The 14,411-nt window shown below is 36.3% G+C and carries 13 protein-coding genes and 1 pseudogene; 4 read left to right on the top strand and 10 right to left on the bottom strand.

Going from position 1 to position 14,411, the window contains the following annotated elements; genetic code table 11:
* Positions 1–77 precede the first annotated feature (77 nt).
* The 3 genes from BPMYX0001_RS07470 to BPMYX0001_RS07460 are packed head-to-tail and all read left to right on the top strand — an operon-like array spanning position 78 to position 3,695.
* Positions 78–1,211, top strand: coding sequence for a tyrosine-type recombinase/integrase (locus BPMYX0001_RS07470; RefSeq protein ID WP_033798783.1), 1,134 nt, complete (start codon positions 78–80; stop codon positions 1,209–1,211).
* Positions 1,208–3,322, top strand: coding sequence for a tyrosine-type recombinase/integrase (locus tag BPMYX0001_RS07465; protein WP_033798782.1), 2,115 nt, complete (start codon positions 1,208–1,210; stop codon positions 3,320–3,322). The genes BPMYX0001_RS07470 and BPMYX0001_RS07465 overlap by 4 nt, the downstream gene beginning before the upstream one ends.
* On the top strand, positions 3,315–3,695 hold the full coding sequence (locus tag BPMYX0001_RS07460) for a DUF6262 family protein (protein WP_033798781.1): 381 nt from the start codon (positions 3,315–3,317) through the stop codon (positions 3,693–3,695). The genes BPMYX0001_RS07465 and BPMYX0001_RS07460 overlap by 8 nt, the downstream gene beginning before the upstream one ends.
* A gap of 115 nt (positions 3,696–3,810) precedes the next feature.
* Here BPMYX0001_RS07460 and arsC read toward each other — a convergent pair whose 3' ends face one another.
* The 6 genes from arsC to BPMYX0001_RS07430 form a co-directional block, all read right to left on the bottom strand.
* A complete protein-coding gene (arsC, locus tag BPMYX0001_RS07455) occupies positions 3,811–4,215 on the bottom strand; it encodes an arsenate reductase (thioredoxin) (RefSeq protein WP_033798780.1) in 405 nt (134 codons plus the stop codon).
* Positions 4,216–4,241: 26 nt separating this feature from the next.
* Positions 4,242–5,282 carry an ACR3 family arsenite efflux transporter gene (gene arsB, locus BPMYX0001_RS07450; protein ID WP_033798779.1) on the bottom strand — a complete coding sequence of 347 codons (1,041 nt, stop codon included), beginning with the start codon at positions 5,280–5,282 and terminating at the stop codon, positions 4,242–4,244.
* 17 nt (positions 5,283–5,299) lie between these two features.
* The gene (locus tag BPMYX0001_RS07445) at positions 5,300–5,701 is read right to left on the bottom strand and encodes an ArsI/CadI family heavy metal resistance metalloenzyme (RefSeq protein ID WP_006094355.1); all 402 of its coding nucleotides are present in this window, start codon (positions 5,699–5,701) and stop codon (positions 5,300–5,302) included.
* A 66-nt stretch (positions 5,702–5,767) separates the two neighbouring features.
* A complete protein-coding gene (gene arsR, locus BPMYX0001_RS07440; RefSeq protein WP_033798778.1) occupies positions 5,768–6,073 on the bottom strand; it encodes an arsenical resistance operon transcriptional regulator ArsR in 306 nt (101 codons plus the stop codon).
* Positions 6,074–6,279: 206 nt separating this feature from the next.
* Positions 6,280–7,638, bottom strand: coding sequence for an MATE family efflux transporter (locus tag BPMYX0001_RS07435; protein WP_033799632.1), 1,359 nt, complete (start codon positions 7,636–7,638; stop codon positions 6,280–6,282).
* 96 nt (positions 7,639–7,734) lie between these two features.
* On the bottom strand, positions 7,735–8,568 hold the full coding sequence (locus tag BPMYX0001_RS07430; protein WP_006094353.1) for a MerR family transcriptional regulator: 834 nt from the start codon (positions 8,566–8,568) through the stop codon (positions 7,735–7,737).
* Between the two features lie 293 nt (positions 8,569–8,861).
* Here BPMYX0001_RS07430 and BPMYX0001_RS07425 point away from each other — a divergent pair, with 293 nt between their 5' ends.
* On the top strand, positions 8,862–10,019 hold the full coding sequence (locus tag BPMYX0001_RS07425; RefSeq protein ID WP_018764331.1) for a cation:proton antiporter: 1,158 nt from the start codon (positions 8,862–8,864) through the stop codon (positions 10,017–10,019).
* Between the two features lie 139 nt (positions 10,020–10,158).
* Here the strand turns inward: BPMYX0001_RS07425 and BPMYX0001_RS07420 are convergent, their stop codons facing one another.
* From BPMYX0001_RS07420 to BPMYX0001_RS33845, 4 genes and pseudogenes are all read right to left on the bottom strand, one after another.
* Positions 10,159–11,511 carry an aspartate aminotransferase family protein gene (locus tag BPMYX0001_RS07420; RefSeq protein WP_033798777.1) on the bottom strand — a complete coding sequence of 451 codons (1,353 nt, stop codon included), beginning with the start codon at positions 11,509–11,511 and terminating at the stop codon, positions 10,159–10,161.
* Positions 11,512–11,701: 190 nt separating this feature from the next.
* Entirely contained in the window at positions 11,702–13,252 is a 1,551-nt protein-coding gene (locus BPMYX0001_RS07415; RefSeq protein ID WP_003196504.1) for a solute symporter family protein, read from the bottom strand.
* Positions 13,253–13,254: 2 nt separating this feature from the next.
* A complete protein-coding gene (locus tag BPMYX0001_RS07410; protein WP_018764329.1) occupies positions 13,255–13,593 on the bottom strand; it encodes a DUF485 domain-containing protein in 339 nt (112 codons plus the stop codon).
* 192 nt (positions 13,594–13,785) lie between these two features.
* Positions 13,786–14,398, bottom strand: a pseudogene (locus BPMYX0001_RS33845) (sterol desaturase family protein).
* Positions 14,399–14,411 lie beyond the last annotated feature (13 nt).

Below are 14,411 nucleotides of genomic sequence, written 5' to 3'. Positions count from 1 at the left end.
GGACAAAGCCCACAGCGGGAGGCGTAGTGAGGTCTATAAACCGAACGTAAAAAAATGGTTTTAGGTGGTGAATGTCTATGAGGGTCCAAGAGGTGCTTTTAGAGAATAATAGTAAGAGATACATATTAGTAGATAATGAAGGAATTCCTGTGATTCCTGTGATGAAATACCTGAAGTATTTAGATGTTACAGGGAAAAGCAACAACACACAGAAAACGTACTGTTATGCACTAAAACAGTATTTTTTGTACTTACAGGAGATAGAGAAAAATTACAGAGATATAAGATTAGAGGACTTGGTGGAGTTTGTAGGATGGCTTCGGAATCCGTATGAGAGCAGCAAGGTAATGTCTCTTCGACCTGTGAAGGCAAAGAAAACAGAAAGGACAGTGAACCTTACGGTCACCGCTGTTACAAACTTCTATGACTATTTGTACCGGAATGAAGAGTTACCGCGTGATATGAAAGAGAAATTGATACGTCAGGTCTTTACAGGCGGGAGAACACGGTATAAGAGTTTCCTTCATCATATCAACCAGGACAAGCTATCTATGCGGAATGTATTGAAGGTAAAAGAACCTCGCAAGAGGGTGCAGACGCTCTCAAAAGAACAGGTGAAACAGGTCTTAGCAGCAACAACGAATATACGGGACACCTTTCTCATCCAGCTCCTGTTTGAGACGGGGTTAAGAATTGGAGAGACGCTTTCTTTATTTTTAGAGGATTTCAAGTTTAGTCATCAAAAAGGACATCGCATTCGTCTGACGGATCGCGGGGAATTAGAGAACGGTGCGAAACTGAAAACAGGGGAACGGGAAATCTTTGTTTCACAGGACCTCATGGACTTATATGATGACTACATGTACGATGTCATTGACGAATTGGACGTCGAAACCAACTTTGTGTTCGTCAAATTGCGCGGTAAAAACATGGGGAGACCGATGACCTACGGGGATGTAGAAGCTCTATTCAAACGACTGCGTCAGAAAACAGGAATCGATGTCCATCCTCACCTGTTTCGTCATACGCACGCGACGATGTACTATCAGGAGACGAAGGATATTAAACAGGTACAAGAGCGCCTTGGTCATTCACAAATCCAAACGACCATGAATTTGTACCTTCATCCTTCGGATGAAGACATCCGCAAGGATTGGGAAAAGGCACAGGGCGCATTTCAAATCAAAGAACCGAACGGTGGGAGAGAATGAAACAAGTTTATCAGGTTAATACAGAACAACTTGGATTTCATGAGCGATTGCAGCGTGACCTGTCAGGTTATCCCATGAAGACCATAGAGAAGGATGACTCAGTTATCATCCATCACGTGAAGGATCCCTACTTCTTGGTCAAAGACATTTGGAATGTTGACTTTTTGGAAAACATTCCTCAATTTCAGGAAATGGTTGAGAAATATAAAGGTACAAATCGCAATGTGCGTTTTCAAATCAATAACGCGACTGTTAACCTGGAAATAAAATATGTGTGGTATCAGAAATTATTTAAGGATGAATGGTCATTAAGCACCGTATTTGGAGAGCCAGCAAGGCTCTTACGAAGGTTAACAGTATTTCTCAACGAAAAATACCCTAACCTTTTCTCCCTTCTTGATCTGGACATCGACCAAACAGAACGGGAATGGTGGTTTTGGTTAGAACAGCAAGGGATTTCAACACAATATAAAAGAAAAGACGTGACAGGTGGCGTTTATATACATAAAGCACCCATCGCAAGCTTTTTACGATTTATTCATTCCAATTTTTTTGTCCTGACTGATACGCGTGAAGAATGGGAGAAAGATCGATGGGATGTGCGAATGTTACATGACAAATATGGAATTAACTATAACAAGACCAAGCCTGACTATTACCTTGATTTCACCAAAATTGAACAAGTGGAAATGCGTCAGCATATTAAAAGGTATTTCAAACAACGCTTACTTAGTAAGAATCATTTCTCATGGGGTTCAGCTCAAGGTTATCTAACTCATTTATCAAGGTTCTGGTCACTTATATTTTCCTTAGAACCTTCATGGACGAATTTAAAAGGGTTGAAACGATCGCATATGGAACGGTACATCCAATGGTTACATGAATATACAAGAAGTAATTTGACTCAAAAAAATGCGCACCCTGAAAGCCATATACAACTTGTACTGACCTACATAGGAAAGTTCTTGAGAGACACCCAGCGATATGAATACGATATCGCTCCTGACACCCGTATACAATTGTTACTCTTTCCAGAAGACAAGCCGAAGTTAAAAAAGAAATCGATTGATCAAATTGATTACATTCCTGACTATGTGTTAGAACAGCTCTTTATGCACATCGATGATTTACACAAAGAGGTCGTTCCTGTGGTATGGGTTGCTTACAAAACAGGGCTTCGCATTTCGGATGTATTAGGTTTAACCTCGAATTGTTTGGAGCGGATTAACGGTAAATACTCCATTGTCACGGATATTGAGAAAACCTATGTACAAGGACACCGAATTCCAATTGACGAAGAATTGGCAAACATCCTTGCGATTCTCATTCACAAATCCAAAGAGAACAGCAACCAAGGAAATAACCCCGAAGGGTTCATTTTCGTTCGTTATCGTGGCTCTCGAAAAGGCAATCCTTATTTTCAAAAATGGATTCAACGAGAATTAAACAAACTAGCAAAACAAAAGAACATTGTAGATGAGAATGGAAAACTGTTCCACTTTAAACTTCATCAATTTCGACATACCTACGCTGTCAAAATGTTAAATAGCGGTGCAGACATTCTAACTGTACAGGAATTGTTGGCGCATGCCTCGCCCGAAATGACCTTACGGTATGCCAAACTGTTGGATGACACGAAGCGAAAGGCATTTGAAGCGGTCTTTAGCAAAGGGCTATGTTTCGACAGAAATGGTAAGGTGCAAGAAATTAAAGCGGATGAAGATATCCCAAAGGACATCCTGCAGGCCCTTTGGCAAGATCATAAATTAAATGCGATGGAAAATAACTATGGAACGTGTCACGCTCGTTTAAGTGGCGGCTGTGCTTATTTGGAGGAAGCGCCTTGTTTAACGTGTGGTAAGGAAGGCACTCCTTGTAAGGACCTAGCAATTGGCTTTTCCGATTTCGATATCGGGAAATATGAGGATCATATCAAAAGAACCTCCAGAAATATGGAATTGGCAAAACAGTATGGACGTGAAGACATTGTGAAAAAGGGTTCTAGAAATTTGAAGCGTTATGAAGAGATTTTAAGCAAGCTCCAGGAAGGGAACGTTATCTTCGGCAGAATGGAACGAATGAAGCGAAAGCAAGGTGTAGAAAATGGTTAACTATGACCGTAAAGAACATTTAAAAGCAATTCATGCATCAAGAAAAGCGACTACTTCGCAAAAGGTGGATAAAGCCATCCAAAGGCTCGTGCGAGCCAATGATCCTATCAATTTTAATAGTGTGGCAAGCGAGGCTGGCGTAGCAAAAGCCACGCTATACAATAACCGTGAACTGCGTGAACGGATTGAGAGCCTGCGCCAGCAACAAGCGGAAGCTCCTACGCCAAAACAAATCAAGCGTGAGATAAATGAAAACAATAAAGATGCAATTATCGCCTCTTTGAAACGTAAGATTAAGAAGTTAGAAGAAGAGAAAAAACAACTGCGTGAGCAATTAAAATTTGCGTACGCGGATGTGTATAAACAGATATAAGGAAATATCAAGATGTAATTTTATCATACGCACTTAAAAATTTCAGAAAAGAATAAAAAAAGACCGTCAATACACTAGAGCAAATGCTCAAAATATTAACGGTCTTTCTTTAATATTATTCTCCTGTTTCAGAAAAACCTTTAATACGCGTGCCAATTTCATCACGTACTCTTTGGAATTCAGACCATTCTTTTCCTGCTGGGTCGTCAAATCCCCAATGAACACGTTTTACATGTGGAGGTGTTGTTGGACATACATCATTTGCGTGACCACAAAGCATTACAACAAGATCTGCATTATTTAAAATTTCTGGATCAATAGTATCAGAAGTTTGGTTAGTAATATCAATATCTACTTCTTTCATTGCTCTAATAGCATTTGGATTTACACCGTGTGCTTCAATACCAGCTGACAGCACATTCCATTTGTCACCTAGATATTTTTTGCCCCAAGCTTCAGCCATTTGACTACGGCAAGAGTTCCCTGTACATAAGAAGTAAATTGTTTTTTTGTTATTCAATTTAATTCCACCTTTACTATGAATGTTTATCTTGGTTGTGTCTGAAAGTACTTACGTTGGAACCAAAGTGCTACATTTACAAGGGCAATCATAACAGGAACTTCTACTAAAGGCCCGATAACTGCTGCAAACGCTGCACCAGACTGGATTCCAAATACACCAACTGCAACTGCAATTGCTAATTCAAAATTGTTACTTCCTGCTGTAAATGCTAATGTTGTAGTTACTCCGTAACTTGCACCAATTTTTTTACCCATAAAGAAAGAAACAAAGAACATGATTACAAAATAAATAAGTAATGGAATCGCAATACGCACAACATCAAACGGTACGCTCACAATAACTTCCCCTTTTAAAGAGAACATCACAATTATAGTAAATAGTAATGCGATTAAAGTAATTGGACTAATCTTGGAAATAAAGACTTTTTCATACCATAGACGGCCTTTTGTTTTTACTAAGATTAAACGAGTTAACATCCCAGCAATAAAAGGAATTCCTAAATATATAAATACTGACTTTGCAACCTCTGCCATTGTAATATCAACGATAGCTCCTTCAATTCCCAACCATTCTGGAATTACTGTTACAAACACATACGCATACACTGAGAAAAATAACATTTGGAATACAGAGTTAAAAGCGACTAAACCCGCTGCATACTCAGTATCCCCCTTTGCCAGGTCATTCCAAACAATAACCATTGCAATACAGCGAGCTAAGCCAATCATAATTAAACCCACCATATATTCTGGTTTATCTGGTAAAAATATTACTGCTAAAGCAAACATTAGAACGGGACCAATTATCCAGTTTTGAACAAGTGATAATACTAACACTTTTACATCTTTGAAGACTCTCCCCATCTCTTCATAACGAACCTTGGCTAATGGAGGATACATCATCAAAATTAAGCCTATTGCAAGTGGAATAGATGTTGTACCCACTTGTAGACTATTTATGCTACTTGTAATTTGAGGGAATAGTACCCCTATACCGATTCCTAGAGCCATGGCAAGAAAAATCCAAATGGTTAAGTATCGATCTAGAAATGATAGTCTTTTCATTGGACACTCCTTTCAGATTAACAGCAAGATGTAGGTTCTGATTTATGAACATCACTATCTGCTTTTGTATAGAAAAATTCCCATTCGTTACCGTCTGGATCAGTTATCCAAAACTTATCTTGTACAGCATAGCAACATGTAGTATTCATCTCGTCTCTTGCAAAAAATCCTTCTTTTTCTAATCGGTCCTTATGGACCTTTATTTCTTCTGCATTCGCTACTTGAAAACCAAAATGATTCACTTGATTTCCAGATACTTCATCTTTCACATTTAAAGTGAAGTTAAGTCCTGGAGTATCTAGTAGAAATTTTGCATAATCATTTTTTACCTTAACTGGTTTTACTCCAAATGTTTTCTCATAGAATTCAATAGATTTTTCTAGATTTTTAACATTAATCCCAACGTGTACGTACTTCATCACAAATTCCTCCTTTTGGTTTTACATACAATTAATCAAAAAAAATTGATGTATAGTTTAAAAAAATTAGCAACAAGTTCCTTTTCCTATTTTTCTAAATATGCAACAAAGTTCTTCCGATAGTAGGTTATTCACTTCAGTATCATTTAAATCATAATAGCTCCAAGTACCTTGTGTATCTTTGATTATTAAATTTGCCTCAAGTAAAATTTTTAAGTGGTAAGATAATTTAGATTGCGTCATTTCGAATATTTCCGTTAAATCACATACGCAAGTTCTACCTCTTTGGCAAAGTTCATACATAATCTCTAATCTTTTTTGATCTGCAAGAGCTTTAAATTTCTTCTCGTATTGTTCAAATTGTTTAGTCATATTATGTAACCTCCTATTCATCAAATTTTTTTGATGTATTTATTATATGTGAGATTTCTTGTTTAATGCAACAGTTAAATCAATTTTTTTTGATTAATTCAATTAAAAAACCCCCTAACATATTATATATGTCTAATATGTTAGGGGGTTGATTTAATAATATTTTTTAAAATTAGGTCTTGATAAACTTGCTAAGGGGATTTCTATCATGCCACATGTTCTCTTTCTATATTTCGTACTGATACAGGATGAGAAATACGATTCATCCAAAATACAACAATCGCTGTTAATACTTCAGATACAGGCATTACAAGCCAAATTCCATTTACTCCAAACAACTTTGGCATAATCCATAAGAGTGGAATAATGAGTAATAAACCGCGGTTCAAAATAATCAAGATAGACTTTCTTGTTTGTCTCACCGATTGGAAATACTCTCCATATACAATGTTATAGCCAAAAAATACATATTGAACAAAGAACAGACTCATTCCTGTTACAGTTAGTGTCAGTAACTCTTTTGATTGAACATCAAATAAACCAATAATGTATTCCCCAAAGAATAATCCGCTCACAATTGCTACACATCCAAGTACAATAGCTGTTTTTACTGCAAAGTTTAGTCCTTCCTTCAAACGTTCAGGTAAATTCGCACCGTAATGAAAACTTGCAATTGGTTGCAATGCCGCTCCAACACCTAAGAATACTAATAGCATCATGGAGTGAATACTATTCACTATTGCGTAAGATGCTACACCTAATTCTCCTGCATATTTCATAAAGGTTATGTTAAAACCAATCGTTACAATCGCTACTGTTATTTCTGCGGTGAAACTTGGAAAACCAATCAGCATAATTTGTTTGACTGTATTCCATTCAAAATGAAATTTCGTCCATTTTAAAATGCTACTTTTTCTAAAGAAATGACTTAATAAAACAAGAAAACCAATTGCTGCTGACAGGATAGTCGCTGCCGCCGCTCCTGTTACACCCCAGCCAAAAATAAAAATAAAAATATAATCAAAAGCAATATTTAACAACGCTGTTACAACAAGTCCTGCCATCGCTAAATTTGGATTTCCGTCGTTTCGTATAAATGTACTTAAAATATTTTCTAATACGTATATCATTCCAAATGTTAATAATACAGTTAAATAATCTAATGCATATGGTAAGATTACTTCATTAGCTCCAAATAAATAGGCCAAATCTTCTATTCTCCATAAACAGATGACCATTAAAGCACCAACAATTACAACAGCCACTGTCATAGACTGAGTAAAAATGGATCTCGCTCGCTCTATTTTATTTTCACCTAATGCTATGGAATATAGTGTAGCTCCGCCCATTCCAATCCACAATGATATAGAGAAAAAAATGGAAAAGGCGGGGATAGCAACGTTTACTCCCGCTAAGCCATTCGCTCCGACTCCTCTGCTAATCATAACGGCATCGATTACAATATTCACCGACATTAATACCATTCCAAGAACCGCTGGTATTAAATAAGATATAAATAAATTTTTCATTGGTTTTTCTCTTAATTTCTCAGTTGTTTCCATAATAAAATGCTCCTTTTCAATTCTCTGTTCACATTTTAAACCTTCAAGCAACTTGAAGGTCAAGTGAGAATTAAAAATACATTTTTATTATACAACCTCTTACTTCTTTTTTATTACCGGGATTTGTATTTCTGTAACTTGCTCTTCTGGATTCTCCGTTACAGAACAGTCAATTAAAGCGAGCTCAATTGCATCTCCAGACACTTCATATCCTTTCTCCTTGATATCCATTAACAGCTTCTTATAAGTTCCATCCGTTTTTTCATATGGCCCATGGTGATAAGAGCAAGCGAACATCCCGTCTTTAATTTCATCTGAAGTAATAATTTGAAACGGCATATAATCAAGAAGAATAAAAACACTGTTATATGCTTGAAATTCATTTTGAAGCAACCCTTCTTTTGACACTGTCACACCTAGGTCTCCTGAAAATAAACTATCATCTATTTGCTTCATATTTTTTTGGAGTGAATGGATATAATATTCAAACATATCATCCGTTATATTTGGTGCAATAGCTAACGCTGTAATTTTTCTCTTTGGTAATTTTTTAAGTGTCACATTATTAGCTTTTGACTTTGTAGCTTCTTTCATCAAATTGATTTTATGCTTCATTTTAGCCAATGCATATTCAATTTCTCTTTGCTTTTTTAACATCATCTCTTGTTGTTTTTTAAGTAAATTTAAGGCATAAGATGGGTTTCTTTCATCAATATATTCCTTTATTTCTTTTAAAGAAATATTTAACTGCCGTAAAAATTTAATTGTATCTAAAAGTGCAAATTGGTCGATTGTATAATATCGATACTTTGTTTGTGGATCAACAATGGATGGATGAAAAATACCTTTTTCATCGTAATAACGTAATGTTGACTCCGCAATATTATGCATTTTTGCCATTTCTCCAATAGTAAAGCGTTGATTGAATAACATATTTTCTACTCCGTTTCTTTCAAATAAATTGATTCGTTAAAAACAAATTTGTTTTTCTTCCCCTTCATTATATAGACATTCATTCCTTATTCAAAATGAATCATCCCCATGAAAATCTTCCGATTTAACATTGATTTTTCTTGAAATTTATTATATATTTATTACAGGTTCAAATTACAAGTTCAAAAGAACTCGTATAAAGACCTCTTGTTTAATGTGTTTTACATATTAGTACATTAGGCAAACTCCGAGAAATCGTTTAATAAAAACAAAAAATGAAAAGGAGAGATGAGATGGAATTTTTCTTTCAAATTGCGTTAATTTTACTAAGCACCAAAATTGCTGGTGACATTAGTGTGAGATTAGGGCAACCTTCTGTACTCGGGAAATTAATTGTTGGTATTGTAATTGGTCCGGCGGTATTAGGTTTAGTTAACAATTCAGATTTACTCACACAGTTAAGTCAAGTAGGAGTTATTCTCCTTATGTTTATGGCAGGTCTAGAAACAGATTTAAAAGAACTAAATGAAAATCGCAATTCATCTTTAGCTGTTGCTGTTGGCGGTATTATTCTTCCATTTGTAGGTGGTTATGTTTCAGGACTAATTATGGGTATGGAACAAGCAAATGCTGTCTTTTTAGGATTACTTCTATGTGCAACAAGTGTTAGTATCTCTGTACAAACACTTCGTGACTTAGGAAAAATGAAGACTCGCGAAAGCACAACAATGTTGGGAGCAGCTGTATTTGATGATATTCTTGTTGTTATTTTACTAGCATTTGCCATGAGTTTCTTAGGCTCAGGTGATGTAAGCTTAACAATGATTATTTTGAAAAAGGTTGTTTTCTTCCTTTCTATCATCCTAATCGGTTGGAAAGGTGTTCCAATGATTATGCGTTGGTTATCACCATTACGCGTATCAGAGTCTATAATTAGTGCGGCTCTTATCATTTGTTTCGCTTTTGCATATTTCGGTGAACTATTAGGAATCGCAGGCATTATCGGAGCATTTGCAGCAGGTATTGCTATCTCTCAAACAGATTACAAACATGAAGTAGAAAAGAAAGTAGAACCAATCGCTTATGCAATGTTCGTTCCTATCTTCTTTGTAAGCATTGGTATGAATATTACGTTTGCAGGCATTGGAGATAAAGTATGGTTTATCTTGGCTTTAACTGTAATTGCTGTATTAACAAAACTGATTGGTTGTGGCTTCGGAGCGCGCATGACAGGATTTGATTTACAATCATCTACAATCATTGGGTCCGGAATGGTTTCACGCGGTGAAGTTGCTCTTATCATTGCAGGACAGGGGCTTACTTCTGGACTACTAGCACAAGATTACTTTACAGCAATTGTAATTGTCGTTATTTTAACAACCATGATTACACCACCAATGTTAAAATATTCTTTCGGTGTAAAAGATAAGCAATTAAAACAAAGTGCATAATAGCTATATAGAGTACTAGTTTCATAATATAAAAAACGAGATGATTCTCTTCAAAAGACAATCATCTCATTTTTTATCATTTTAACCGAGAAGACCCCCTCCTCTAAACGAAGTGAAGGTGGGGGATGAATCGGTTTTTTTAAATACGTTCCATCGCTGTCTTCAATGTCCCGACAACAAAAGCAATTTCTTCACTTGAAATAATAAGAGGCGGTGCTAACGTTAAAACATTATTATAGCCTGCTGTTGTCATTCCGTTACGCCCAATGATTAATCCTTTTTCTTTACAAGCATTCACTACACTGACAATTTTATCATTATCAATTGGTTCTTTTGTTCCTTTGTCATTTACCAGCTCAATGCCAACTAGCAACCCTTTCCCTCTAATATCTCCAACAAGTGGATGATCATCTCCTATTTCTTCTTTTAATTGCTCTAATAAAAGCGATCCCATTTGTGCAGAACGCTCAATTAAATTTTCGTTTTCCATAATCTCTAAGTTTTTAAGTGCTAACGCACAAGCTGCTGGATTGCCACCAAACGTGTTAATATGACGGAAAAATTCATATTCTCCCTTTCCTTTAAATGCTTCATAAATCTCTTTCTTCACTGCTGTTGCTGATAACGGTAAGTATGCACTTGTAATCCCTTTTGCCATTGTAATAATGTCAGGCTTTACATCATAATTCATAAAACCAAACGCTTTTCCTGTACGACCGAAACCACAAATTACTTCGTCACTAATTAGCAATGCACCATGTTTTTGACACGTCTCATGAACAGCTTTCATATAATCTTGCGGGGGCATCAAAATTCCTCCGCCTGTAATAATTGGTTCCATAATCAATCCAGCTATCGTTTCACTTAGTTCCCACGTCATAACACGATCAATTTCTTTCACACACTCTACATCATAAATATTTTGTGACGAAATCTCTGGCATTCGGTAACAATCTGGTGGCGTAACATGTAAAAAGCCAGAAGCAAATGGCTCATACTGATACCTCCGCTGTGCCTGTCCTGTCGCTGCCATCGTCGCCATTGTATTTCCATGATAACCACGATAACGTGACATAAATTTATAACGGTGTGACTCTCCCTTATGAGCATAATATTGACGAGCAACTTTAAATGCTGTTTCATTCGCTTCCGATCCACTGTTAGAGAAGAAAATAACATACTCTCCTCCAAGCCATTCATTTAACTTTTCAGCAAGCTGAATTGCAGGTTCATGAGATTGTGACATTGGAAAATATGATAATTTTTGCAATTGCTCATACGCTGCTTCAGCAAGCTCTTTTCTTCCATATCCACTATTCACACACCAAAGCCCACTCATCCCATCTAAGTACCGTTTCCCCTCTATATCTTCTACCCAGCATCCTTCTGCTTTTGCCCCAACCATTGTACTATTTGGACTAAAAGGACGCATTCCATGCCACACATACTTTTCATCCTTTGCTAATAATGCATCTGATTGTTTCGTTTTCATCATACATTCCACCTTCCAAAACAACTTATATTTTCCCAAGCTGTACTGGCGCCATGATGAGATAAAACTTTTCCCTATTTATTTTCATTCCACATGAACAAAATAAATCCTACCGACTGCCGAGTAATATTTTCAAGCAACATTACAAAACAAAAGAGCTCTCCAAGCAACTGGAAAGCTCTCTTTCTTCTTAATGCGCAGACACGTCACTAACTCCATGACCTGTGTTAGATTTAACAAGGATTTCATCGAACTTCGCTGCATCTTCTTTCTTACTTGAAAAGATTGTCCCTAAATACGCTGCTAAAAATCCAAGTGGAATAGAAATAATTCCAGGTGTTGTATAAGGGAATAATGCTTTTCCAACAAAGATTGCTTTCCCAGCTTCAGGATTCCAAACATTCGGGCTTAGTGCCACTAATACGATAGCTGATACTAACCCAACAACCATTCCACAAATTGCTCCTGTTGTATTAAAACGTTTCCAATAAATTGTAAACAAAATCACTGGTAAGTTAGCACTTGCAGCAACCGCAAATGCTAACGACACTAGAAACGCAACATTTAACGTTTGAGCAAATAACGCTAAAATAATAGATAATACAGCTACACCAATTGATGCATAGCGTGCCATGGACACCTGCTCTTTTTCTGTTGATTTTCCTCGGCGAATAATTTCATTATAGAAATCATGTGCGAAAGCTGAAGCGGCTGTTAAAACTAAACCAGCTACAACGGCTAAAATCGTCGCGAATGCAATTGCAGAAACGAATGCAAATAAGAAATCTCCCCCAAGTGCTTTTGCTAATAAAGGTGCTGCCATATTACCAGCTGGATTTGCCTGAATAATTGCAGCATTCCCTACAAATGCAGCTGCACCAAAACCTAGGAAAATGGTCATAATATAAAATGCACCAATTAACCACGTTGCATATACAACAGACTGACGTGCTGTTTTCGCGTCACGAACAGTGAAAAAGCGAACAAGAATATGAGGTAAACCAGCTGTTCCTAAAACAAGACCTAAATTTAAAGAAATCGTATCTAATCCATTTTTATATTTCACACCTGGATTTAAAAATGCCTCTTTTAGAGGTGTTGCCGTTTTCATCTGCGCAAACATTTCTGTCACGCTAAAATTAAATTTAGCAAATACAATTACTGAAATAATAAATGTCCCTGCCATTAGCAAGACAGCTTTTACAATTTGCACCCAACTCGTCGCTGTCATACCTCCAAAAATCACATACACCGTCATTAACGTTCCAACAATTAAGACGGATGTCGTATATTCAATCCCTAATAATAATTTAATAAGTGCTCCTGCTCCCACAAGCTGTGCAATCATATAGAAAATTGAAATCGTCATCGTATTTAAAGCTGCAACTCCGCGCACTTTTCTCGCATCAAAACGTGCTGCAATCATATCAGCTAATGTATATTTCCCTAAGTTTCTAAGCGGTTCAGCAACCAGATATAATACAACTAAATAGGCAACAAGAAAGCCTATGCTATAAAAGAAACCATCAAATCCAGTTAATGCGATTGCGCCTGCAATCCCTAAAAAAGAAGCAGCTGACATATAATCTCCCGCAATGGCCAAACCATTTTGCCACCCAGTTAAGCCTCCTCCTGCCGTATAAAACTCGCTCGCATTTTTCGTCTTTTTCGATGCAAAATATGTAATGACGAGCGTACCAAGAACGATAATTAAAAAAAGTGCAAACGCCGTTACGTTCAAATTTATCCCCTCCCTTTTTGTATATCTTGAAGAATTTTTTGCGAAGTTTTGTCGAACGATTCCGCTTTTTTGTTATACATCATACATAACGACCACGTCATAACAAATTGTGTAAAAGCAAAGATCCACGCCCATGTAACATCTCCAAACGCTGGTGTATTCAACACTTTTGAATAAGAAGTCAAAAGCGGCAGAGCAATAAAAAAGCTTAAAAAGAAAATGCTCATCGGAACAATAAACTTTCGCTTCTTTTCTAGCAATGCTTGAAATTCCGCTGACTGGACGACTTCTGTATAATTTACCTCACTTTGCAACTTACGTGCTGAACTCTCTCGTTTCATTTGTCCTCTCCCCTTTCCTTCAATCCTTAAATAAAATTCCCCCTCATAAACCAAAAGCTAAATTTTATAAATATTCAGAAACTTACATTTATTTTAGACAATCTCTTCTCCTCTGCAAAGATTTTTCGATAGACATTTTTCGTCATATTTTCCTAATTTTTTAATATATTTTTTTAAAATAAAAAGAAGTGCTCATCGCACCACTTTCTTGTCCTTCTCTTTTTCTAAGTTACGTGCCGTCCTACTTAATTCAACATCTTTTCCGTTTTTATAAGTTCCAAATAAGAAATCACAAACTGGATTCGACACACCAAACCAATAATTTTCATTTTTATAATGATGCAAAATATGTTGTTTTTTTAGCCATCTACCAAAACCAGTCAAAGGACGGATTGGTCTATGCGCTATGTAATGTTTCCATTCATAGACGAGCAACATGATAATCATCCCAATTCCAAATGAAAATGTAATCGTTATATTACTTGTAAGTCCATACAGAATGAACAAATAAATTGCAAATCCTGTCATGCTATAGCATACTGGTAAAAATAATAGCTTTAAATCATCCGGGTACACATGGTGATCATAATGTAATCTCTTTAACATTTTTAGGAGGTTTCATATGAAATAAAAACCGATATGTTATATACTCATTGATTGTATAAAAAACGATTCCCGCAAGACATGATAAAATCGCCACCCCTGTAAATAATTGCATTTTCAAAATAATGATAAACAATATAAATACTCCAAACATAATCACAATATCATGTTGGAAAAAGAACTCCTTCATCACCCTTTTCATTCATCCTATCCCC

Source organism: Bacillus pseudomycoides DSM 12442 (genome assembly GCF_000161455.1).
GTDB classification, from domain to species: Bacteria; Bacillota; Bacilli; order Bacillales; family Bacillaceae_G; genus Bacillus_A; species Bacillus_A pseudomycoides.
Note: the sequence above shows the minus strand (reverse complement) of the source record. Positions and strands in the feature narration are given on the sequence as shown.

Bases quoted from the DNA above. Each gene is read 5' to 3' on its own strand.
- BPMYX0001_RS07470 (WP_033798783.1), top strand. From the start codon at position 78: ATGAGGGTCCAAGAGGTGCTTTTAGAGAATAATAGTAAGAGATACATA.
- BPMYX0001_RS07465 (WP_033798782.1), top strand. From the start codon at position 1,208: ATGAAACAAGTTTATCAGGTTAATACAGAACAACTTGGATTTCATGAG.
- BPMYX0001_RS07460 (WP_033798781.1), top strand. From the start codon at position 3,315: ATGGTTAACTATGACCGTAAAGAACATTTAAAAGCAATTCATGCATCA.
- arsB (WP_033798779.1), bottom strand. From the start codon at position 5,282: ATGAAAAGACTATCATTTCTAGATCGATACTTAACCATTTGGATTTTT.
- BPMYX0001_RS07445 (WP_006094355.1), bottom strand. From the start codon at position 5,701: ATGAAGTACGTACACGTTGGGATTAATGTTAAAAATCTAGAAAAATCT.
- arsR (WP_033798778.1), bottom strand. From the start codon at position 6,073: ATGACTAAACAATTTGAACAATACGAGAAGAAATTTAAAGCTCTTGCA.
- BPMYX0001_RS07430 (WP_006094353.1), bottom strand. From the start codon at position 8,568: ATGTTATTCAATCAACGCTTTACTATTGGAGAAATGGCAAAAATGCAT.
- BPMYX0001_RS07425 (WP_018764331.1), top strand. From the start codon at position 8,862: ATGGAATTTTTCTTTCAAATTGCGTTAATTTTACTAAGCACCAAAATT.
- BPMYX0001_RS07420 (WP_033798777.1), bottom strand. From the start codon at position 11,511: ATGAAAACGAAACAATCAGATGCATTATTAGCAAAGGATGAAAAGTAT.
- BPMYX0001_RS07410 (WP_018764329.1), bottom strand. From the start codon at position 13,593: ATGAAACGAGAGAGTTCAGCACGTAAGTTGCAAAGTGAGGTAAATTAT.